This window comes from Methanotorris igneus Kol 5, from assembly GCF_000214415.1.
GTDB classification, from domain to species: domain Archaea; phylum AGJL01; class Methanococci; order Methanococcales; family Methanococcaceae; genus Methanotorris; species Methanotorris igneus.
The window spans coordinates 1,175,271-1,198,916 of sequence record NC_015562.1 but is presented as its reverse complement, the minus strand read 5'-3'; the positions used below and the strand labels follow the sequence as shown (position 1 = coordinate 1,198,916).

At 31.4% G+C, this 23,646-nt stretch carries 23 protein-coding genes; 12 read left to right on the top strand and 11 right to left on the bottom strand.

Features of this window, described 5'->3' with window-relative positions:
• The first annotated feature begins 77 nt into the window (after nt 1-77).
• The 4 genes from METIG_RS06000 (at nt 78) to METIG_RS05985 (ending at nt 4,352) form a co-directional block, all read left to right on the top strand.
• Nucleotides 78-1,382, top strand: a complete 1,305-nt coding sequence (locus METIG_RS06000; protein WP_013799331.1) for a formylmethanofuran dehydrogenase subunit B — start codon at nt 78-80, stop codon at nt 1,380-1,382.
• A 151-nt stretch (nt 1,383-1,533) separates the two neighbouring features.
• Nucleotides 1,534-1,890 carry a hypothetical protein gene (locus METIG_RS05995; RefSeq protein ID WP_013799330.1) on the top strand — a complete coding sequence of 119 codons (357 nt, stop codon included), beginning with the start codon at nt 1,534-1,536 and terminating at the stop codon, nt 1,888-1,890.
• 13 nt (nt 1,891-1,903) lie between these two features.
• Nucleotides 1,904-3,100, top strand: a complete 1,197-nt coding sequence (locus tag METIG_RS05990; RefSeq protein WP_013799329.1) for a molybdopterin oxidoreductase family protein — start codon at nt 1,904-1,906, stop codon at nt 3,098-3,100.
• Nucleotides 3,101-3,212: 112 nt separating this feature from the next.
• Complete coding sequence (locus METIG_RS05985) at nt 3,213-4,352, top strand: Coenzyme F420 hydrogenase/dehydrogenase, beta subunit C-terminal domain (protein WP_013799328.1); 1,140 nt, start codon at nt 3,213-3,215, stop codon at nt 4,350-4,352.
• 103 nt (nt 4,353-4,455) lie between these two features.
• Here METIG_RS05985 and METIG_RS05980 read toward each other — a convergent pair whose 3' ends face one another.
• Entirely contained in the window at nt 4,456-5,196 is a 741-nt protein-coding gene (locus METIG_RS05980) for a TatD family hydrolase (protein ID WP_013799327.1), read from the bottom strand.
• Between the two features lie 75 nt (nt 5,197-5,271).
• Between METIG_RS05980 and METIG_RS05975 the strand changes: the two genes are divergently transcribed.
• Nucleotides 5,272-6,342 carry a DUF362 domain-containing protein gene (locus METIG_RS05975; protein WP_013799326.1) on the top strand — a complete coding sequence of 357 codons (1,071 nt, stop codon included), beginning with the start codon at nt 5,272-5,274 and terminating at the stop codon, nt 6,340-6,342.
• A 61-nt stretch (nt 6,343-6,403) separates the two neighbouring features.
• On the opposite strand, the gene METIG_RS05970 is transcribed toward METIG_RS05975, so the two are convergent.
• The 9 genes from METIG_RS05970 to METIG_RS05930 form a co-directional block, all read right to left on the bottom strand.
• Nucleotides 6,404-7,012, bottom strand: coding sequence for an IMP cyclohydrolase (locus tag METIG_RS05970; protein ID WP_013799325.1), 609 nt, complete (start codon nt 7,010-7,012; stop codon nt 6,404-6,406).
• Nucleotides 7,013-7,061: 49 nt separating this feature from the next.
• Nucleotides 7,062-7,226, bottom strand: a complete 165-nt coding sequence (locus METIG_RS05965) for a 4Fe-4S binding protein (RefSeq protein ID WP_013799324.1) — start codon at nt 7,224-7,226, stop codon at nt 7,062-7,064.
• 319 nt (nt 7,227-7,545) lie between these two features.
• Nucleotides 7,546-8,229 carry a precorrin-2 C(20)-methyltransferase gene (gene cobI, locus METIG_RS05960; RefSeq protein ID WP_013799323.1) on the bottom strand — a complete coding sequence of 228 codons (684 nt, stop codon included), beginning with the start codon at nt 8,227-8,229 and terminating at the stop codon, nt 7,546-7,548.
• On the bottom strand, nt 8,229-9,806 hold the full coding sequence (locus METIG_RS05955; protein ID WP_013799322.1) for a M56 family metallopeptidase: 1,578 nt from the start codon (nt 9,804-9,806) through the stop codon (nt 8,229-8,231). The genes cobI and METIG_RS05955 overlap by 1 nt, the downstream gene beginning before the upstream one ends.
• A 166-nt stretch (nt 9,807-9,972) precedes the next feature.
• Nucleotides 9,973-11,001: an ATP-binding protein gene (locus METIG_RS05950; RefSeq protein WP_013799321.1), complete on the bottom strand. Its 1,029-nt coding sequence runs from the start codon at nt 10,999-11,001 to the stop codon at nt 9,973-9,975.
• 11 nt (nt 11,002-11,012) lie between these two features.
• Nucleotides 11,013-11,759 (bottom strand): coenzyme F420-0:L-glutamate ligase, encoded by a 747-nt coding sequence (locus tag METIG_RS05945; protein WP_013799320.1) that lies wholly within the window; start codon nt 11,757-11,759, stop codon nt 11,013-11,015.
• 39 nt (nt 11,760-11,798) lie between these two features.
• Complete coding sequence (locus tag METIG_RS05940) at nt 11,799-12,995, bottom strand: acetylornithine transaminase (protein ID WP_013799319.1); 1,197 nt, start codon at nt 12,993-12,995, stop codon at nt 11,799-11,801.
• Nucleotides 12,996-13,050: 55 nt separating this feature from the next.
• The gene (locus METIG_RS05935; RefSeq protein WP_013799318.1) at nt 13,051-14,016 is read right to left on the bottom strand and encodes an inorganic phosphate transporter; all 966 of its coding nucleotides are present in this window, start codon (nt 14,014-14,016) and stop codon (nt 13,051-13,053) included.
• 163 nt (nt 14,017-14,179) lie between these two features.
• A complete protein-coding gene (locus METIG_RS05930; RefSeq protein WP_013799317.1) occupies nt 14,180-14,800 on the bottom strand; it encodes a TIGR00153 family protein in 621 nt (206 codons plus the stop codon).
• A 149-nt stretch (nt 14,801-14,949) separates the two neighbouring features.
• On the opposite strand from METIG_RS05930, the gene METIG_RS05925 reads away from it, so the two are divergent.
• The 3 genes from METIG_RS05925 to METIG_RS05915 all read left to right on the top strand — a co-directional run bounded on the left by METIG_RS05925 (nt 14,950) and on the right by METIG_RS05915 (nt 17,864).
• Nucleotides 14,950-15,516 carry a phospholipase D-like domain-containing protein gene (locus tag METIG_RS05925; RefSeq protein ID WP_013799316.1) on the top strand — a complete coding sequence of 189 codons (567 nt, stop codon included), beginning with the start codon at nt 14,950-14,952 and terminating at the stop codon, nt 15,514-15,516.
• Between the two features lie 27 nt (nt 15,517-15,543).
• Nucleotides 15,544-16,179 (top strand): TfuA-related McrA-glycine thioamidation protein, encoded by a 636-nt coding sequence (locus tag METIG_RS05920; RefSeq protein ID WP_013799315.1) that lies wholly within the window; start codon nt 15,544-15,546, stop codon nt 16,177-16,179.
• A gap of 749 nt (nt 16,180-16,928) precedes the next feature.
• Nucleotides 16,929-17,864, top strand: coding sequence for a transposase (locus tag METIG_RS05915; protein WP_013798476.1), 936 nt, complete (start codon nt 16,929-16,931; stop codon nt 17,862-17,864).
• Between the two features lie 521 nt (nt 17,865-18,385).
• On the opposite strand, the gene METIG_RS05910 is transcribed toward METIG_RS05915, so the two are convergent.
• A complete protein-coding gene (locus METIG_RS05910; RefSeq protein WP_013799314.1) occupies nt 18,386-19,612 on the bottom strand; it encodes a cation:proton antiporter in 1,227 nt (408 codons plus the stop codon).
• Between the two features lie 359 nt (nt 19,613-19,971).
• Here METIG_RS05910 and dph5 point away from each other — a divergent pair, with 359 nt between their 5' ends.
• The 4 genes from dph5 (at nt 19,972) to METIG_RS05890 (ending at nt 23,599) form a co-directional block, all read left to right on the top strand.
• Nucleotides 19,972-20,739 (top strand): diphthine synthase, encoded by a 768-nt coding sequence (gene dph5 / locus METIG_RS05905; protein ID WP_013799312.1) that lies wholly within the window; start codon nt 19,972-19,974, stop codon nt 20,737-20,739.
• 64 nt (nt 20,740-20,803) lie between these two features.
• Nucleotides 20,804-21,574, top strand: coding sequence for a DUF2334 domain-containing protein (locus tag METIG_RS05900; protein ID WP_013799311.1), 771 nt, complete (start codon nt 20,804-20,806; stop codon nt 21,572-21,574).
• A 14-nt stretch (nt 21,575-21,588) separates the two neighbouring features.
• Nucleotides 21,589-22,521: a D-glucuronyl C5-epimerase family protein gene (locus METIG_RS05895; protein WP_013799310.1), complete on the top strand. Its 933-nt coding sequence runs from the start codon at nt 21,589-21,591 to the stop codon at nt 22,519-22,521.
• Between the two features lie 4 nt (nt 22,522-22,525).
• Nucleotides 22,526-23,599: an SLC13 family permease gene (locus METIG_RS05890; RefSeq protein ID WP_013799309.1), complete on the top strand. Its 1,074-nt coding sequence runs from the start codon at nt 22,526-22,528 to the stop codon at nt 23,597-23,599.
• Nucleotides 23,600-23,646: the final 47 nt, after the last annotated feature.

The window sequence follows — 23,646 nt, the reverse complement described above, 5'->3', positions numbered from 1 at the left end:
TTCCAAATTTTATTCCAAATTTTCAAATTTCTCTATTCAATCAGTTAAATTGCACAAAGATTATTTAAGGTGGTTCTATGGAGATAGTAAAGGACGTGGTGTGTCCATTTTGTGGGACGTTGTGTGATGACATAATATGCTATGTTGAAAATAACCACATAGTTGGAACAAAAAACGCATGTAGAATTGGACACAGCAAATTTACCCATAGAGATGGGGCAGTTAGATATACAGAGCCGTTAATGAGGGAAAATAAAAAAGATGATTTCAAAAAAGTGGATTGGGACACAGCAATAGAAAAAACAGCAGAGATATTGGTAAATGCTAAAAGACCAATATTATATGGATTCTCAGCAACTGAATGCCACGCACATGCGTATGGAATGAAATTGGCCGAAATGGTTGGAGGGGTTGTAAGCAATACAGCAGAGGTTTGTCATGGGCCAAGTGTTTGGGCACTGCAAGATGTTGGCTATCCAATCTGCACATTAGGGGAAGTAAAGAACAGAGCAGATGTTGTAATATACTGGGGATGCAACCCAATGCATGCACACCCAAGACACATGGGTAGGTATGGAGTGTTTGCGAGAGGATTTTTCAGAGAGAGAGGAAGAAGTGACAGAACCTTAATAGTTGTTGATCCAAGAAAGACAGATACTGCAAAGTTAGCTGATATCCACTTACAGGTTGAGCAACATAAGGACTATGAGTTAATAAGTGCAATGAGGGCAGTATTGAAAGATTTTGAGTTGCAAGTTGACAAAGTTGCAGGGATTCCAGTTGAGTTAATTTATGAGGCAGTCGATATTCTTAAAAACGCCCAATTTGGAATCCTATTCTTTGGTATGGGAGTTACCCAATCAAAAAGCAAACATAGAAACATAGACAATGCTATCCAATTGGTTGTTGACTTAAATGCTTACACAAAATTCTCACTCATTCCAATGAGAGGACACTACAACGTAAACGGATTCAACCAGGTCTGTACATGGGTCTCTGGCTTTCCATTATGTGTAGATTACTCAAGAGGATACCCAAGATTCAACCCGGGAGATACGAGTGTAACTGATTTACTAATAAGGAAAGAGGCAGATGCTATGCTCAACATTGCCTCTGATCCAGGAGCACACTTCCCAAATAAGGCTGTGGAGGGAATGGCAGAAATCCCACTAATAGCAATAGAGCCCCACAGAACCCCAACGACAGAATTGGCAAACATTATTCTACCCCCAGCAATTGCAGGTGTAGAATGTGAAGGAACTGCTTATAGAATGGATGGAGTTCCTATTGAATTAAAAAAAGTCATAGAGCCCCCAGAAGGCGTTTTATCAGACAGAGAAATCATGAAAAAAATTATCCGCAAAGTCAAAGAACTTTTGTAATCATAACATTTTCTTATATTTTTTTCGTTATTTAGTAATACTTTTTTAAAATTTATATTATTATAATAACAAAAATTTAAATTAAGTAGTAAATTTTATATACAACAACCAAAGGTGATATTAACATAAGTAGAGTAATACGGTGATAATTATGAATATAAAAATAAGCATCGAAAAGTTAAAATTAGTAAGACCAAAGGAAAATCCAAAAAATGCAAATTTAAAATTGGATGTAAATTGGGACATAACATACAAAAAAATAAGTAACAATTCATTTGGTTATATATGCAATTTAAAAATGGAGGGGGAATTTCCAACATTATTTGTTATTGAGGGTGCTGTGGAGTTTGAAGAAAGTATTAACCACATTCCAGATGATATCTCGCAATCAATATTAGATAGTTTATTTCAAATTTTAGTAAATATGATAACCATAACAAAAGAAATACATATTGAAGTTAAAGATTTCCCACTCGCAGAAATTCCCGCTCAAAAGGTTGCATCATAAACAAGGTGGTAGAATGAAAATTATACACACAATATGCCCAAGTTGTAGCGTTGGATGTGGAATAGATTTAATTGTTGAGAATGACAAGGTTGTAGGGACTTATCCATACAAAAAACATACAATAAATGAAGGAAAAAACTGTTTAACTGGAAAAAACTGCTACAAAATAATTTACCATGAGAAGAGATTAAAAAAACCATTAATTAAGAAAAATGGGAAGTTTGTTGAAGTTAGTTGGGATGAGGCTTTGGAGTTAATAGCAAATAAATTAAAAAGTTACAATCCAGAAGATATTGGCTTTATTGCTTCTGGAAAATGCACAAATGAAGATAACTATGCACTAAAAAAGTTTGCAGAAACTCTCGGAGTTAAAAATATAGGGCATTGTATATGCAACTCCCCAAAAGTTGGTTTGGATAAAGAGACTGCGTCAATTGATGACATTGAGAATGCAGAAGTTATTTTAATATTTGGAGATGTATTTGGACAGAATGCCCTAATTGGAAGGAAAGTAATTAAAGCAAAAGAAAAAGGGGCTGATGTCATTGTTATTGATAGAATAGAGAAAGAAATAACCAAATTAAATTCAGATGAGTTCATAAAGGTTAATGACTTTGTGGAATTTTTAAGCAATCCCAATGATGAAATAGTAAAGAAACTCAGTGAAAAGAACTCAATTATAATATTTAATGCTCTAACAACAGAGGAAGAATGTGATTTAGCATATAAATTGGCAGAAAAAACAAATAGCAAAATATTGCCAATTGCAAAACATTGCAACACCGTTGGAGCTACAATGGTTGGCATTTCTGCTTTAAATAAGGATGAGATTATCAATTTGATAAAAAGTGTCAAATGCCTCTATATTATGGGTGAAAATCCAGCATTAATTGATGATGAAGCATTAAAAAATGTTGAATTTTTGGTTGTTCAGGATATTATAATGAGCGAAACCGCAGAACTTGCTGATGTAGTGTTGCCTTCTGCATGTTGGGCAGAAAAAGAGGGAACATTCACCAATACAGAAAGGAGAACACAAAAAATAAATAAGGCAGTAAATCCACCAGGAGAGGCATTGGAAGATTGGAGAATAATAAAGAATCTCGCTGAAAAAATGGGAATTGATTTGGGATTTAGTTCAGTTGAAGACATCCAAAAGAATTATGTAAAATTTAAACAAGTCAGTTATAGTCGTTCTACAATTAAATGATGGTTAACATAACTCTAATTTAAATTGGAGTTTCGTTAAATTTACTTAAAATTGAAATTTTAAGTTGTAAATAGTGGCTGTATTTTGTAGAACGACTATAAAAGGTGGTATCATGGATAAATATGTGTTAGTTCAGGCAACTGATGAAGAAATTTTAAAAAAGGCGGAATGTGGTGGGGCAGTTACAGCATTGTTCAAATATCTTTTGGATAAAAAACTTGTTGATGGCATCTTAGCATTAAAGAAAGGAGAGGATATTTACGATGGAATCCCAGCGTTCATAACAGATTCAGAGGAACTAATTGAAACTGCCGGTTCTCTGCACTGTGCTCCAACGAATTTTGGGAAGTTGGTAAAAAATTATTTGGCAGATAAGAGGATTGCAGTTTCCGTTAAACCGTGTGATGCAATGGCGATAAGGGAATTAGCAAAGTTAAACCAAATTAACTTAGATAATGTTTATATGATTGGCCTAAACTGTGGGGGGACTATAAGTCCAATTACGGCAATGAGGATGATAGAGTTGTTTTATAAGGTTGATCCAAAAGATGTTGTGAAGGAGGAAATTGATAAAGGGAAGTTTATTATCAAGTTGAAGAATGGGGAACATAAGGCAGTAAAAATTCATGAGTTGGAGGTGAAGAGTTTCGGAAGGAGGAGGAATTGTCAGAGATGTGAATTAAAAATTCCGAGAAATGCGGATTTGGCATGTGGGAATTGGGGAGCAGAGCCAGGATGGACGTTCGTTGAGATTTGTTCAGAGAAAGGAAGAGAACTCATTGAAAACGCTGAAAAAGAGGGTTATATAAAAACTAAAAAACCATCTGAGAAAGGCATTGAGATTAGGGCAAAGATAGAGAATAGTATGATCAAACTCGCTAAAAATTTCCAAAAGAAACATCTTGAAGAGAATTACCCAAGCATTAAAGAATGGCAAAAGTATTGGAACAGATGCATTAAATGCTATGGATGTAGAGACGCATGTCCAATCTGTTTCTGTATTGAATGTAAGTTAGAGAAAGATTATGTTGATGAGAAAGGCAAAATCCCACCAAACCCACTAATGTTCCAAGGTATTAGATTATCTCACGTCTCCCAAAGTTGTATAAACTGTGGACAATGTGAGGATGTTTGCCCAATGGACATACCACTCGCATACATCTACCACAGAATGCAACTAAAATTCAGAGACACCTTTGGCTATATACCAGGAGTCGATGACAAAACACCACCATTGTTTGATTTTGAATAAAGACATTATAAATTTATTTTTTAGAGTTTAGAGTATAGACACATTTTGGGCAAAATATTAAGCAAATAAGTAATAGAAAAACCAAAATAAAAAACCAAATAAATTAAATTCCATATAATCTCTTTGTATTTTCATAGATTATTTTTATAATTTCTTCTTTTGAATACTCATCTTTTTTAAGTTCCCAAATTTTATCTATAACTTTTATAACATTTTTTGGTTCATTTTTTTCTCCTTTTATTGGGGATAAATATGGGCTGTCTGTCTCAACAACGATATTCTCCAAATTTAGGTTTTTTACTAAATTTTGGTGATGCTCTGAAAAGCAGATTAACGTTGAGATGGAAATGTAGTGCCCATTATTTATGATTTCTTTTGCCAAGTCCAAATCTCCGCTATAGCAGTGATACATGGAAATAACCTTATTATTTACGATATCAAAACATTCCCTCTCCATACCCTTTGCATGGATAACTATTGGTTTATTCAACTCTTCCGCCAAATTTATAAATCTTCTAAACCTTTCTTCTTGTTTTTCTTTATTTTCAACTCTTATATCCAACCCTATTTCTCCAACCGCCAATATCTCTTTTTCATTTTCCTCTATTAATTTATAGGCCTCATCAACGACTTTATCATCACTCCTAACATTGCTTGGATGAAAACCTAAGGTAATGTAGATGTTATATTTTTTCTTGCATTCTAATGCTCTCCTACATCCTCCTAAACTTGCACCACTTGTAACAATCTCTACGCCGTTCTCTTTTGCATTTTTTACTATCTCATCTCTATTTTTGTTAAATGCCTTATCCTCAATATGGCAATGAGCATCAATATAACGCATGAAATCACCTTTAAATATGATATCGGAGTTACTTTTATTATATCTTTATGTTATGATTTATTTTGAGGAGATATTATGGAGAAAGTGTTTTATTCAATAAGGGAGGATTACGATTCATTAGATAATAACATTTTGGATTTAACATTTGAATCATGCAATTTTGAGAAATTTGATAAAATACTCATAAAGCCCAACATCCTTGGCCCATATCCACCAGAGAGAGCAGTTACAACCCATCCAAAGTTCTTAGAGTGGGTTATAAAATATTTGCAGGATAACTTCAATGGGAAGATTATTGTTGGAGAATCCTCTGGATACTCAACGAGAAAATCCTTTAGTGTCTCTGGAATTGAGGATATCTGCAGAAAATATGACATAAAATATATTGCATTTGAGAAGGATGAACATATAAAAACAAAAATTCTCGATAGAGAAATCCCAATTCCAAAAACCGTTGTTGAGAGTGATTTGATAATAAACCTCCCAAAACTAAAAACACACGTTTTGATGAAATTTACTGGGGCAGTTAAGAATTTATATGGTTGTATTCCTGGAGGTTTAAAGCCAAAGCTCCATGGACATTTTCCAAAGGAAGATGATTTTGCAAGGTTGTTGGTTGAACTTTATAGGTTTATAACCAAAGATAAGGAAATAATAACCATCATGGACGGAATTTGGGGAATGGAAGGAAATGGACCGAGTAATGGGAAGCCAAAGCATTCAAAGATAGTTATAGGCTCAAAAAATCCAGTTGCTGTTGATTTATTCGCATCTTATTATATTGGTTATAAAATGGATGATATTTTAACAAATAAATTGCTTAAAGTTGATTTTGAGATAATAGATGCGGATAAAAACGAGAAAAAATCCCTCAACGAAATAAAACCTCTTAAATTTAAAAAACCAGATACGGTTTATTTGAATTCATTTTTGCCTCCCCAAATAGTAAGGATAATATTCCACCTTATGACTCTAAAACCTAAAATAAACAAAAGCAGATGCATAAAATGCAGGATTTGTGAAAAGGTTTGCCCAGTTAATGCAATAAAAAATCTAAAAATAGACAGAAAAAAATGCATAAATTGTTACTGTTGTCATGAGATGTGCCCTTACGATGCGATTGAGTTGAAGAGAAGATTTTTGTGAAAAGATTTACTATTATAATATTTTTTATTTATAATGATTTTTATATTTTTATTTTTTTATTTTATAAGATAGCTATCTTTATTTTATCCTTATCAATAACAGCAGTTGCACAAGTTACTGGATGTTCAAATTCTTTGTAGTTTAAGATATATTCACAAATTTCTTCTGGCGTTTCTCCCTCTATGTCTATAACTTGCTCTTCTGAGATTGCACAGCACTCGTAGGTACTTAAATAATATCCTTTTCCTTCTTTAAGTTCAACTTTTTTAACTCTCAATTCGTCATCTCTAACATATCCCATATAGCACTCTTCTCTATCCAAAATAGCCGCTATTCTTGGAGTATTGTATGCATCTTTTTCATAATCCAAAGTTGCCAATGGATAGATTAATGCATCTCTTTTTGGATAATTGAATGCCAATTTTTCAGCAATAAAATCAGTGTGAGAACCATTAGTTGCCACAACAGTGTTATTTACAATTTTTATGCAATTGTAGGCAATGTAGGGGTTTTTAAAGACCTCATTTGGATCTTTTGGAATTATTGCAACGGTGTTTTCATCAATAATCTTCGCTACCCTATTTGGAAAACTTCTGCTTGAGACTCTGTAGCATACAAATGGCTTTCCTTCTTTGGTTTTCCCAACAACCAAAAATCTTCCAATATACATTAAATCACCTATTTAATTTTTGAAAAATAACAAACTAAAAAAATAATAATTAATTGTCTTCTTCAATAGCACTTATTGGGCAATATTTAATGCAAATTCCGCAGTTTGTGCATTTTTCTTTGTCTATTATTGCTTTTCCATAGGTTTTTATTGCTTCAAATGGACAAAATGGAACACATTCTCCACAACCTACACACCTATCCAATATCCTCATGCTTTCACTGTTTGTGATTATTACTTAAGTTATTTTAATTGTTTGTTATTTATAGTCGTGTGCGAAATATATTACGGCAAAACCTAAAGGTTTTGCCATTAATTTTTAAACTTATTTATATGTTAATGAATTTCTAAATAATTATTATCCATACATTAAAATTTAAAATGGTTATGCAATCCTTAAAAATTTACTAATAGTATATCTCCAAATTATACGGCAAAACCCAAAAGGGTTTTGCCAAATATCTCTAACGCACACAACTATATTTTAGTTTTGATTGAGAATTACCAAAATATTTAATTTATAAATTTGAAATTCATTTAACCTTCTTTATTATTGCAATTGACAAATAATCCCTAAACTCATCAAAATCAATCTCATCTATCTTCCCAAATGCAATTTTTTCATCTTCAAATGTTGCTTTTTTAACAATTCCAATAAGATATTTGTCCTTTTTGTCGTTAAGTTCTTTTAGTTTCTCCTCTAAATTTGTTGTTTTCATTACAACAATCGTATCAAACTCATCCAAATACCTCTCCAAGTCCTTTCCCTGCGGAAGAATGCAGAGTTTTTCGTCACCTTCAACCAAAGGAATATTCAACCTCCCTGCAGCAGCAAATGGGGAAGAGATGCCATTTATTATCTCAACTTCTACACCATTGTCCTTTAAAAGATTCCAAACATAGGAAAATGTGCTGTACAATGTCGGATCTCCCAAAGTAAGGACTGCAACTTCTCCATCCTCATTCATTATTTTCTCTGTCGCCTCATTCCAGTATTTTTTTAATATTTCTTTGTCTTTTGTCATTGGGAAAAGCAACTCAATTATTTTTTTACCATTTATATAATCCTTCACAATCTCCAATGCAATGGATTTTTTTCCTTCCTTTGATATTGGGACAAAGACAGTATTTACTTTCTCCAAAACATTCATTGCCTTTAAGGTTAATAATTCCTTATCTCCAACCCCAACTCCTATACCATATACCTTTTTTACCATTAACTCACCTTTTCAATTTCATTATATGCTTCATCAATAATTTTTTTAATTTCTTCTTTTGGTATTCCAAATTTTTCCCCAACAAATTCAGCCCTTTTTAGCATGGAAGGATGTGTTGAGAGGATGTTTAAAAATCCTTTCTCTGGCATGTAGTTTGCATAATGAAGTTTTGCAAGTGCTTTGATATATGTTTTTGGGCTCGTTATTTGTGATGCAATGATGTCTGCTTCATTCTCCCTCTTTCTACTCAAATACATATCAATAGCAAATAGTAAAAAATAACCAATTGTAAATATTGAAATCCCAACCATCCAATAATCTCCAAAAGCATTTTTAATTACATCAAAGATGTAGTCTATACTGCTAAATATAAAAACTCCTAAAATAAGCCACAAAAACAATCCAATTTTTATATGCTTTTTCTTTTTATGTGCTATCTCATGTGCAAGGATTGTCTTTAATTCATCCTCATTAAGGATATCGATTAATTTTGTAGTTAAAATTAGTTTTTCATTAAGAAGTCCAACAACCATGGAGTTTGCCATATCACCTTCAATGATTTTAATTTCCTTAAATTTCTTTGCATTTAGTTTTTCTATTAATTCATCCACAAGTTTTGAAATTTTTTCATAATATAATTCACTTTTATCTTTCTTTTTCATTATAATATTCCCTACTAACCTTCCAGGAATGTAAAAGGCAATAAATCCAACAACCATCCAAAATACAATCCTCATTGGTATTGGAAGGCTTTCTAAAGCATTATAGAACTCATCTGGTAAATATGAAGGTAGTTGGAATATAACAAAAAATCCAACAACCATTGGCAATATCAAAACCCCAACAACTTCCAAGGATGCTCCTCTTCTATTCTTTACATCGTGGATTTTTAGAAGATACTTAACCCCAAATATCGTAGGAAAGAATACCATTATTGCGCATATCCCAATTATAATTGTCATTGCACTTCCAAAATCTCCCCAATTAAGAAGATAAACCACTAACGCTGGCAAATCACAAATAAACAGCGCAAGAATAAAAAGTGCGGAACATAAAAGCATGTGCAATATTGTAAAAATGCTAATCTTTTTATTTAACTCCGCTCTTTCCCTTATTGATGAGGGAAGATTTTTCGTTAGTTTTCTTATATAACCAACTACCAACAAACCACTAATTAATGGAATCACAATAAACAAACAAAGACCTAAGAGGATTATTTTATAATTTGGCTCAACTTTAACAATTAATGTATTGTTATTTACTTTTGATTCAACAACAGACAAATAAGCATCACTTTCAATTTTGTAGGAAAAATTTCCAAGTTTTTTAATAGAGGAGATGTTGTAAATAAACTCCTTCCTATTCCAATTAATTCTTATAAATGTTCTGTATTTTCCATCCTCAAATCTTGAATGGATATTTTCATAATCCTTTAAGTTTTTCTCTAAGTAAGAACTAATATTCTTATCAGAAACTACTTTTAAATAAGCATAATCTCCCAAATCAACGGTCATATTAACTCCAAATGTTTGTGGGAGTAAGACAAATAAAAACAGCAGAAATGCCATATATTTCATGCCCACCTCCCCCATCTGCTATAATTAAAGAGTAATTTCAACAAAAATTATAGTCGTGTACGTTAGAAATATTTGGCAAAACTAAAAGTTTTGCCGTATAATTTGGAACATAACTGCGGTAATTTCTCACACCTTTTTACATTATATTCTCAAAATTTATTATTATTCATCGCTCTTCCAAAATACGTCTAATAGCATAAATCTTTTTTAAAGAATGTGGCTTTATTATTCCATTAACAACATCATAAAACAAAATCTCATTCTCAATCAAATACTTAAATACTGAAAACTCTTCTTTTTTAACGTCTTTTACATAAGAAATTTTTATTTTATCTTTGAATTTTTTTAATGCATTTAATATTCTTTCTTCTTCAATATCTGATGTGTCTATTAGATACTTCAATCGGTCTCTTTCAACATTTATCCAATTTCTTATTGTGTCTTCAACTGATACGCCCAATTTTCTATTGTTTATTAGTTGGGTAATTTCATAAGGTAGAGAAACATAATTAACTGCAAAATTTACCTCCTTTTCATTAAATCCTTCTTCTTTTAATATTCTTTTAATATCCTCCTTCTTTAGCCAATCAATTAGATAATACTCTGACGTTTCTGCCAATGAAGAGTTAGTATAAATCTCATTAATAAACAAACTGTCCGATGTTAAACATATAACATGACATAGATGTTCCATTTTTGTTAAAGATACAAATAAATTAAATAATTCATTTAATAAGGACTTTCCACCATTGAAATAAATGTTTTTTAACTTTTGCAATTCGTCTATTATTAAGATTGGTATCTTTTTTTCTTTAACAACTGTATTTATATCTTCTTTAATCCTTCTAAAAACATCGTTTAAGCTAACATTGTTAAAATCAAAATTTTCTTCAATTCCAAATTTGAATACCTTAATATCAATTACCAACGAATTTTGAATGTATTTTTTATCCCCTTTTTCAAAGAAGATATTTAAAAATTCTTCTTTGGTTGGTGTTGCATACTCTCTAAGGTTATAGTAAAAGAAAACTAAATCTCCTCTATTTTCTAAATCTTTAATAACTTTTTTCATTACTGTTGATTTTCCTGAAGATTTAGGGCCATAGACAAATAAAATAGAGTTCGGAAGTAATTGGCAATAAGTTTTTAAATAATTCAGTTCTTTTTCTCTATCATAAAATTTAAATTTTTGCATAATTGCCACCTTTAATTTCTAAAAACATCCTCTTCCTTCTTTCTAATTAAATCCTTCCCTTTCCCATTCCCAAAAGGAACTGGTGCATTTCTAATAATAACAACTGGGATACCTTCATTTGCTTCTCCCATAACAACATTAGCCATACTCGCCAATTCATCAGCAATAGCCACTTCTGTTGTCCTCAACTCCCTCCCAAATAAATCCTTCTCTCCCTTCCTGTCCCATAATGCCAAAATTCCACTAACTCCAATCGCTACTCCTACTGCTCCTTTTCTAAAGGGCCTTCCAACACTATCAGATATTATAACCCCAACTTTCTTTTTAGTTATTTTTTCAATTTCCTTCCTTATTTTTTCAGCACTTTCGTCTGGGTTTTTTGGAAGTGGTTTTATGCCATCCACATTACTCTCATCTACTCCACTATTGGCACAAACAAAACCATGCTTTGTCTCGGTTATTATAAAGTTCTTCCCAATTTTCACAATCTCCTTCGCCTCATCTAAAATAACATGCATAACTTCTGGTTCTTTTCCAAGTTTTTTAGCAAGTTCTATTGCCTCTTTTGATGGTTTTATATCCTCTTTCTTTAAAATATTGCCTTCAACTTTTGATATTAGTGTTTCAGCAATAACAATAACATCTCCATCTTCCAATGGGTATTGGGCAATCAACTCTGCCAAATTTACATGTTCATTTCCTTTAAAAATTGGTAGTTCGAGCCCAATAACCTCCACTTTTCTCTTTTCTCTAATCATCTTCTCCACCAAAAAATAAAAATTCAACTAAAATTTTCCTTATTTGTTATTCATTTCACTAAATACTTCATCTAACGCCTTAATTAATCCATCTATATGCTCCTTTTCAACAATTAAAGGTGGTAAAAATCTCAAAACAACATCAGATGTACAATTTATTAAATAGCCCTTTTCAAGCATCTTCTTAACGATTTCTCCTCCGTTAAATTCCAATTCCATCCCAAGCATCAATCCTAAACCTCTAACCTCTTTTATAAATGGATATTTTTTATTTAATGTTTCCAATTTATCCATGAAGTATTTTCCCATCTCTTCAACATGCCCCAAAATACCCTCAATAACTTCAATTGTAGCCAATGCAGCAGAACATGCCAGTGGATTTCCTCCAAAGGTTGTTCCATGGTCTCCATAACCCATTGCTTTTGCTATTTCCTCCTTAGCGAGCATTGCACCTATTGGCACTCCTCCTCCTAATGCTTTTGCAAGAGTTAAGATATCTGGCTTAACACCATAATGCTCAAAGGCAAACATTTTCCCAGTTCTCCCCATTCCACATTGAACCTCATCAAATATTAAAACCAAATTTTTATCATCACACAAATCTCTAACAGCTCTTAAGTATTCTTTATCTGCGACGTGTATTCCTCCCTCTCCTTGAACTGGCTCAAGCATTATGGCAACTGTTTTATCTGTTATACTCTCCTTCAACGCCTCAATGTCATTAAATGGGACATATTTAAACCCTGGAGTTAATGGCTCATAGCCCTTTTGATATTTTGGTTTTGGTGTTGCAGTTATTGTTGTTATCGTTCTTCCATGGAAGGCATTTTCCATCGTTATAATTTCTCCACCATCTTTGCCTAAAATTTCCTTTGCGTATTTTCTTGCCAATTTTATTGCTGCTTCATTTGCCTCGGCCCCGCTGTTGCAGAAGAATGCTCTATTTAGTCCACTCAAATTAACAAGTTTTTTTGCAAGTTCTATTTGTGGGATTGTGTAGTAGATGTTTGATGTGTGGATAAGTGTCTCTGCCTGTTTCTTTATTGCCTCAACGACTTTTGGATGACAATGCCCCACATTATTAACTCCAATTCCAGCGAGGAAATCAACATATTTTTTTCCATTAACATCATAAACATACATTCCTTCTCCTTTAACCAAAACAACAGGTAATCTTCCATAAGTTTGGAGATGGTACTTCTTTTCCTCTTCTATATACTTCTCCATCTCTTGCATTAAACCACCCACATTTTGATTATAAAAATGTTATGTTAGGTATTTTTATAATTTTTTAAAAATGAGGTTGTATTAAATAGCCTATAACCAATGCAAATGTGGGGGCTGAAATCCATCCTAACACAACATTTCTCAACGTTCTCCAACTTACCGTCTTAATACCCTTTGTTAATCCTACTCCAACAACCCCTCCAATAATTGCTTGGGTTGTGGAGACAGGCATTCCGAATTGAGTAAACACAAATACCGCCAGCCCTGCTGATAACTGGGCAATAAATGCTGGAAGTGGGTTTAACTCAACAAGTTTCATCCCAACGGTTTCTGAAACTCCCTTCCCAAAAAACAACGCCCCCATCCATAAGGCAATAGCCCCAACAACAAAGATTGATAGTTCACTAGATACTGTTCCGAGGACTGTTGGCAAATCATTAGCCCCTAAGTTATACGCAATTAAACCCCCACTAAATATCAACCCATATTTTAAAAAGTTCTCTCTCTTTAATATTGGAATCTCCAATTTTTCAAAAATCTTGTAAATTATGTATGCCAAAATTCCTGCAAGGATTGGGGATACAATCCAACTACCAACAATTTTAACAAAAAGATTTAAATCAGCAGAATTCAAGTTTAAACCAACTAATGCAGAAACGATTACTTGATGTGTAGAGATAGGAATTTTTTTAAATGTTAGGAAAGTTATTATTATCCCTGCTATTATTAAGGGCAGTGTTACATCCCCACTTACAATAGAACTCATCGTGTGTCCAACATTGTGGGCATTTAAACACCCAATAAGAACAAAAATTCCAAATAAAAGGACTGCCCTCTTATAGCTCATCAACTTTGCCCCAACAGTTGTGCCAAGAGCGTTTGCAGCATCATTTGCCCCTATTACAAAAGCTATATACAACCCAATAAGTATCTCGATTATTTTAATCACCATTATTTTGTTGTCAAGGAAGTTCCGCTCTTTAGAGCGGAGGAGATTTGATATCGATGAATTTATATACAAGTATTCCATAAATTATACGGCAAAATCCAAAGGATTTTGCCATTATATTCTTCGAAGGCTGCCTGACCCAGCCTGATGAACATAACCTGCCCAATGACGCCTCGGCGACGAGGATGAGAGGGTGTTTCCCATGGGAACCTCCGCCCTTTAGGGCGGAGAGGAGGTCAGCTTTTTAACTTGAGTATATTACTTGGAACTCATTTGCCACATCTTCAATTAAATCACTTATATTGGTTATCATATCAACGAAATCACTCATCAACTTCCCTTCCCAAAAATTATTGATCTCCATACTAACCATATATCTATAGATCTCATGACGAATGTCATCAATTTCCTCTTCTCTCTGCTTTATTATTCTTATATGCTCGCTAAAGTTTCCCCCCTCTTCAAAAGCATTAACTGCATTTACCAAACAATCAAGCATCTCAATGGACATGTCAAGAACCAATTTGCATTTTTCTTTTATGTTGTTATCTAACTCAAAAGTCATCAAATCATAGATCTTTGCTCCATGATTGACACTATCTAACACCTCATCCAAAATTTCTATTGAGTAATTTAACTCCCTCCTCATACTTGGAAGAAATGCCTCATAAAGCTTAAATATTGCTTTTTTTCTTATTTCATCCCCTTCTTTTTCGATAGACGTAATTTTATTTAAATGCTCTTTATCTTTATCATCCAAAAATTCTTTTAGTATTTCTATAGCTTTTTTTGATAAGTTTATGTGGTATTTTATAAGCTCCATAACTTCTTTTTCTGGTTTTCTTTTGAAGAAAAATATGGACATAATTTATCCCCCACATAAATGACAATATAAAAAAATATAAAAAAAGTAATTTATAATTTTTAGGTTTTTGAAAGGGGTTGAAAATAATTTGAAAATTTAAACTTATTAAACTTAAATAATTTAAGCTCAAATAAATAGAGGGGGATACTATGAATTTTAATACATTTTTGTTGGTTATGTTGTTAGTAATATCAATAACGCTAACATTCATGACAATAATAATAAATAAAAAAATAAAAATCCTAATACAGAAATTAGAAGATACCACAGAAGAAATTATAGATGAAGATAAGGATATTGTTGTTCTAAATGATGAAAAATATTTTTATTATGTTTTAAACCTCATAAAATCTGCAAAAAAAGAGATTGATATTATAATGTTTTCCATGTTTAGATGCAAACAAACGGAAGAACTACTAAATGCCCTAATTGAAGCGAGAAAAAGGGGAGTTATGGTTAGAATAATTTTAAATAAAGAAGTAGAATCAAACAAAGAAGTAAAAAACTACTTAGCAAGTGAGAGAATCTCTGTGAAATATTCCAAAACACGTGTGCATAATAAGTTGGTTATTGTTGATGATACTGTTGTTGTTGGTAGCCACAATTGGACAGATAGCGGGTTGTTTGAAAATAGAGAATCAAGCATTGCTATTAGGGATAAAAATGTTTTAAAGAAAGAGAAGGAATATTTTGAGGCATTGTGGGAGAGGTTATAGGTTTAAACAAAATTTATTGGTGAAATTATGAAGATAGCAATATTTTCAAAACTTACATTAAAGGAAGATGAGATTAAGGCAGTTATTGATGCTGATGTTTTCCCACCCATAAAAAGAGGGGACCTACTAAATCCAATCATAGATAAGTATGAGGTTATTGGCATAATTGATGGTGTATTTTTGCAGAACACTGCCGTAGGGCATAGGGAAATTCTGCATAGGTTAAAGGAAGGCAAAGTTATATTTGGGGCTGGGTCAATGGGGGCTTTAAGAGCATCTGAGTTAGATGTCCATGGGATGATTGGAGTAGGGAAAGTTTATAAACTTTACAAAGAAGGGGTTATTGTTGATGATGATGAGGTTGCAGTTACGTTTGATGATAACTTTAACCAAATATCTTTCTCTCTTGTAAGCTTTAGGTTTATGGTGAAAAATGCTGTTGAAAAAGGACTAATCAGCAAAGAAGAAGGAGATTTATTAATAAAAATAGCAAAGTCCCTATACTATCCATTAAGAACATTTAAAAACGTTCTTGATAGGACAGATTTTAGTGGAGAGAAAAAAGAAAAACTATTAGAATTTTTTAAAAATGAGGAAGATATAAAAAGGAAAGATGCCTTTGAGATGCTGTATAGGATAAGAGATTTCATAGAAAAAAAGTAAATTTATTACTTTTTCATCTTAATTATTATTTATTAATTTAAATTAATGGATTTTGGGTTGTAAAATTTTAGTGTGTTGAATCCTTATTTTGTTTCAATCCTTGTTTTAATGGATGAGATATTCAAACCAGATATAATTGTTATTGGAGTATGCCCGGTCAAAATGTTTCCATCCTTGTTTTAATGGATGAGCAATTCAAACTGTTGGTTTTACAAAGGGACAGGCTGAGGTTATTAGTTTCCATCCTTGTTTTAATGGATGAGTAATTCAAACACTATAGAAGAATAACACATAGAAGATTTAGACCACGGTTTCCATCCTTGTTTTAATGGATGAGTAATTCAAACTTGAACATGATTACAAAACAATAATAATAGAAAGTTTCCATCCTTGTTTTAATGGATGAGTAATTCAAACGTTGCCACTAAATACTCAACATCATGCCAACCGGTTTCCATCCTTGTTTTAATGGACTGAGTATTCAAACTTAGAAGGTATGTTTTAGTTGATGATGAAGATGTTATTGTAATGTTTCCATCCTTGTTTTAATGGACTGAGTATTCAAACTTTCTTGTAGTAACTTCATAAACTCTTTATTTTGCTTAGTGTTTCCATCCTTGTTTTAATGGACTGAGTATTCAAACCCTTAACTTCTGTCCTTATTTTATGCCCGAACTCCTATATAAATGTTTCTTTTTTTAGGAGGTTGTCGAAAAATACGAATACTATAAATAATAGTAATAATAATTATGAGCGGCAGAAAAACCAAAAGAAAAGGATACTGGAAAGCCTACGATAAGAGGTTTAAGATATTCAATATTAAGTACACTTATGATTTTGTTTCATTTATTATAAATATTTTACTTCCATATAAAGAAAAACGCAAAGTAGGAAGGCCTTTAGCTATAAGTTACAATGAATATATAGCTACTCTAATAATAAAACACATTTTTAGAATTAGTTTAAGAGATTTAGAAACTCTTTCCGATTATTTACATAAAAAGCATATAGATAGCTCCACATACGGAAAAGCTTTTCAGAGGATTAAAATAAGCGATTTAACTAAAATAATCGTTGGATTACACTTAATTATTGCTAATTCGTTAAAATCATCGGTTATAATTTACATAGCTGATTCCACTGGAGTCCATTTATTAAGAGTGTATTGTGAAAGAATCAGAGTTGTGAATAATGAAATAAAAAAGGTAAAGTATCGGGTTTTTGACAAAATGCACGTATTAGCTTGCTATTATAAAGATTATGGATTAATTTCGATTGTTATGGTAAAATGGGATAATGGATATAGTTCAGACAGTAAAAACTTACTAAAAATGATAAAATCTTTAGATTTTGTGAAAGGTGCGATAATATTGTTGGATGGTGGTTACGATGATGAAGATTTACTTAGAGAGTTGTTATCTATAGACCTCATTCCAATAGTTAAAACAAAAGAGTTTAAATGGGATTACGGTATTTCTAAAATCAGAAAGAAAGTTAAAAAATTGTTTGATAAGAAACTGTATAAAATTAGAGGGGTAATAGAAGCGATATTTGGAGGGCTAAAAACTAAATTTAGATTAACTCTAAATGAAAAACTACCTGAAAGTAGATGTAGAGCTACTTTAGCAGTAGCAATCGTTCATAATATTTTAACACTAATGAGAGTTATTAGTATTAGAGAGTAATATTTAAATTCATTGATGAAATAATTTTTCGACAACCTCTTTTTTTAGGTCATTTTTCTTACTGCCCAATTATTGAAACCTTTATAAAGCTAAGAAAGATTGTGCATGTTATTTTTAAATTAAATGCACAACCACGCTAATAAATCTCGATAATTAGAACTTATTTTATTCTATTTAAAACCAAATCAAAATTAAAACAATAAAATAAACTCAAATAAAATAAATATTCCAAAAATATCCATTTTCCTTTGAAAAAATCAGTAATACTTTTTCCCAATTTTCTAGTACCAAAATTCAACAGGGGGTATATAAAAGCAAGAAAAGTTAATTAGGAAATTTAATATATGCTATTAAAAACTAAGAGGCACTACCGAGCGAAGCGAGGTAGTGCATCCGATTTGGATGAAACCTTTTTTAAAGGTTTCATTTAGAGGTTTCAATTAGAGGTTTGCTAAGCGAAGCGAGCATAGTTGTGTGCGAATTTTTAATTTATACGACAAAATATTGTTTGCCATAAAAATCTAATCATCCCCCAAAAACCTATCAAGATGCTTGACAACAATGCTCTTAACCCCTATTGGTGTTATCATAGCCGTTACAATGGAAAGGGCAACTATCGCAACAAAGACATCATCTGATATAATTCCCAACTCTCTACCAACTGATGCCGCAACCAATGAAGCGGAGATTTTTGGAACTGTTAAGAGAGAACCGACAAAACTCTTTAACTTATCATACCCCAAAATCCTCAATGATATTAACCCAGAGGTTAATTTTAACAATACAGCACTAACAATAGTTATTAGCACAAGTTCTAAATTGTTTAAGTTAAATATAACTCCTACATTTGTCTCCATACCCAAAACTAAGAAGAATATTGGTATAAAAAATCCATAACCAATGGCATTTAAATTTTTGTTTAGTAGTTCATCGTATTCCTCTTTAGTCAATGCTTCACTAACGGCAACACCTGTTATAAATGCCCCAACGATTGGGTGTAGCCCCAAATGCTCACCAATTAGTATGGAGATTAGTATAATAAACAATACAAAATGAATCCTTTGGATATGGAGTTTTTCAAGGTTTTTAAAGATGATTTTTGATAGATATGGGATTGTTAATAACAACCCCCCAATGTATAACCCAGCATATATTAAAAACATCCAGATATCTGATGTTATTGCATTTGTTTCACTCAACTTAATGACAATAGACAATAATATTAACGTAATCAAATCAATCAATATAGTTGCACTCAACATCATCGTTCCCAACTTTGTTTTAACCATTTTAAGCTCATCCATTAATGCATAGACAATTCCAACGGAATGGGAAGCGAATATAACTGAATACAACAAACTCCCAGCAAATCCAAGCCCTAAATATTGCCCAACCAAGTATCCACCAACACCGGGTATTAGGAGGGAAAATAAACTGACTACCATAGAGTTTTTAAACTCTTCCCTCAAAGTTTCATTATCAACTTCCAAGCCAGCCAAAAACATCAAAAATATCGCTCCAAATGAAGAAAATATCTTTAAAGTTCCATCAACTTGAAGAATATTTAAACCATGGGGCCCTATCAAAATACCCGCCAACATAATTGACGTTATAGCAGGAACGTTAAACTTCCTCAATAAATTAGGGACAATAAACACTGTGGCAATAATTATAAAGAACAGTAAATACTCATCCACAATTTCACCGTGTACCATTGTATATACGGTTTTTTGCATGTATTTTGACATAATGGAATTTTGATAGGGGATGAAAGACATTCTTTAATTTTAATTAAATTTTCAACCATTTATAACGCAAACGACTGTAGATGACACTTGTCCAACTTTAAATTTTAATTAAATGTCTGCTAAACATTGCAAATTGGAAATTCAAGATAATATTATGACACTCACTCTCGCAGAATGACTATAAATTTGCCAAAAGTTTTAAATATATTGATGGTTCCGATAATAATGGTTTTGAATGCATCTTTATCTACCCTATATTTATTATTAACTATTTGGGAGATTATGGGGTTTGTTTTAGAATTTGTGGCGAAAAATAATATGACTTTTAAAAATGTCAAACTTCAAGTTTTGGTGAGATTATGCTCATTTTGGCAGGGTTGGGATTATATGATGAAAAGGATATGCCATTAAAAACCTTAGAATTTGCTAAAAAAGTGGATAAAATTTATGCAGAATTTTACACTGCAGTTTTGACAGGAACAACCATTGAAAAAATAGAAGAAACCCTTGGAAGAAAAATTGAGGTATTAAGCAGGGAAAAAGTTGAATATGAAACAGAAAAATTGATTGAAGAGGCAAAAGAAAAAGATATCATGTTTCTAACTGCTGGAGACCCAATGGTTGCAACAACCCATGTTGATTTAGCAGTTGAGGCAAAAAAGAGAGGAATTGATGTTATTATTATAAATGCCCCATCTATCTACTCAGCAGTTGGGATAACTGGTTTGCAATTGTATAAATTTGGTAAAACAACATCAATTGTCTTCCCAGAACCAAACTATTTCCCAGAGACGCCTTATGATGTTATAAAGGAAAATTTAAAGATGGGGTATCATACATTGTGCCTCTTAGATATCCATGCAGATAAAAATAAATTCATGACGGCAAATGAGGGATTAAAAATTCTCTTAGAATTGGAAAAAAGAAGAAAGGAAAATGTAATAACTGAGAATACAAAGGTTGTTGTAGTCGCAAGGGCGGGAAGTTTAAAGCCAAAGTTGGTTTATGGTAAAATAAAGGATTTGATTAATTATGACTTTGGAAAGCCATTACATTGCATAATCATCCCTGGAAAATTGCACTTTATGGAAGAAGAGGCATTAAAATATCTGTGTGAGAATGTATAAAAAATAGAATGCATAGTTATTGTTTATTTTATTATTGTTTATTTTACTTCAAAGGGGGGATTTTATGGGAAAATTACTTTATTTTATTTTTTCAGCAGTTATATTGGTTTTATTAATAATATTTACTTTTGAAGTGAGTAATAGTCATGAAATTGATCCTTTAGGTAATATATCAAATAACATATCAAATAACACTACCAAAAAACCAATAATTTTTATTCATGATGTTAGTCCAAAATATTTCAATGAATTGAAGGATATTGAAAAAATAATAAACAAACACAACTATCAAGATAGAACCTACCTATTTATTATCGTTAATCACGCAAACAAATACAACCTTAAGAAGTATCCTAAATTTGTTAAATACCTACATCACTTAGAAAATGAAGGTTATCATATAGAATATCATGGATACAACCACATAGGCGAAGAATTTAACTGTAATAAAACTGTTGCAGAAGAAAAACTGAATAATTCATTTAAAATATTGAATGACTGTGAGTTTAATACTAAAAAAATAAAATATTTTATTCCCCCAAGGTATAAAATATCAAAAGATGCAGAAGAAATATTTTTGAATAAAAATATTACAATCATTATGGATTACTACATATTAAAAAAAGAAAATAATTCAATTAAAAAAATTATAATAACTAATAAAGAATATACATGGTATCTTCCAGAAAATCTTGTCAAACCAGCTGAAATTTTGGCTGAGATTGATTATAAATCTTCGCAGCATCAATTCTGCCTATCAATTCATCCAAAGGCTGTAAATTATGGGGGAGGGTTGGAATTCTTAGATTACTTCTTAAATATAACTAACAAATAATGGTGAGGGGTAGTATGCTTAAAAATATTAAAAGGTATATTGTGATACCTATTGCAATATTATCATTGGCATTATCATTTATTTTTGGTTATTTTACTGGAATTTCCCAGATAACATATTCTGAAAATCCAATTATTCAATATATTGAGAATCCAAAACCATTTACAGTTGAAAATGTCAATATGCCAGTAACTTATTATGGAACTATAAATGGAAAATACATAGGCTATCAAATAACTCCCCACAATGTAAATGATGAAGCAAGGAAATGTTTTTATAAATATCTTAAATTAAAAAATGAAGATCAAGAAAAAGCAAAAAATTGTTTAAAGAGGGGTTTATTTTTAACCGAATATTTAATATCTCAATCAGAAGAAGAAACCGTTAATTTAAATGGAACAAATATTACCTTTATTATTTGGAGGTATAATTTTGATTATCCAGAGTATAATTTATCAAAAGGATGGGCAGGCTCATTATGTCAGGCAGGATGTTTAAAAACATTATACTTGGCATATAACACAACTGGGGATGAAAGATATTTAATATTGGCTAATAAAGCATTAAATGCCTTTAAAGTTCCAGTTGAGAGAGGAGGGTTATTAAAAATAAGGAAAAGAAATAATAAAACTTACTATTGGTATCCAGAATATGCATCAAATAACCCACCTTATGTTTTAAATGGGTTTATAACTTCTGTTATATGGATTGGGGAATTTGCAAATAAAACCAACAATAAAAATGCAAATTTTTTATATAGAGAGGGGGTTAAATCAATAAAAGCTTTCATTTCTGATTATGATGATAATGATTGGAGTTATTACGATGCTTTAGGCCATAGGTGCAATAAACATTATGAACATCTTCATAGATTGCAAATGTTATGGCTTTATAATTTAACTAAGGATGAAATATTTCTAAAATATTATAACAAATGGAAGGAATAAAGCTATGGTTAGAATTAACATTGATGAGACAATATTTTTATTTTTTATCTTTATTTCAATATTATTTTTAATCTTCCTAATAAAACCAATTGAGATATTGGATATCGTAGAGTGGAAGACAATTTTTAGTTTATTTTACATGTTGGTGGTTGTGAATCTTTTAAAGGATTGTGGGTTTTTAGAATGGATTTCTTTGAAGATAATAGAAAAAACAAATAGAATTTTCATTGTTCTAATTTTATTAACCCTACTACTCTCTATGTTTGTAACAAATGACATTGCACTCTTTGTTATAATTCCAATAACTTTAATTATGACAAAATACTGCAACATCAACCTAAGAAAAATTCTTATGCTTGAAGGGATTTCAGCAAACATTGGGAGTGCTTTAACCCCTTTTGGAAATCCGCAGAATTTATTCATCTATTATCACTACAATTTAAATCTTATGGAGTTCATAATAAACATGATACCATTTGAAATTTTAGGTATTTTGATTTTAATCCCATTTTTGGAATTTAAAAAGATGAATGTTGATGTAAATACAGTAAAAACCCAAAAATTTAAAAAAGAGTGGTTGAGTTATTTAGCAATATTTCTGCTTGTTATTGCATCAATCTTGGGCATTTTTAATTATATCTATTTATTGCCAGTAATCCTTCCCATTGCATTCATTAAAAGAATAAAGATTGACTACCTCTTCATTTTAACATTTTGTGCATTGTTTATTGATATTGAAGGTCTGAAAAGGTTAGGAGTTATAGAGTTGTTTAAAATTAGCTATGAAAACGACATATTAACTATGATATATGCATCATTATTATCTCAGATAATCTCAAACGTCCCAACAACTATTTTATTATCAAATATATACAATAATTGGCTACCAATTGCCTATGGAGTGAATGTTGGAGGAAATGGGACTTTAATTGCTTCCTTTGCAAATTTAATAACTTTAAGGTTATCAGATGGAAAGATAAGTGCTATTAAGTTTTTAATGTTTGGAATTTTAGTTTATATTTTGCATTTAATTGCGTTGATTATCTATTTCTATGTAAAAAATAGATTTTTAATTTGACAATTAGAAATTAATTCTTTAATAGATTATTTTTGATGAAGAATAGC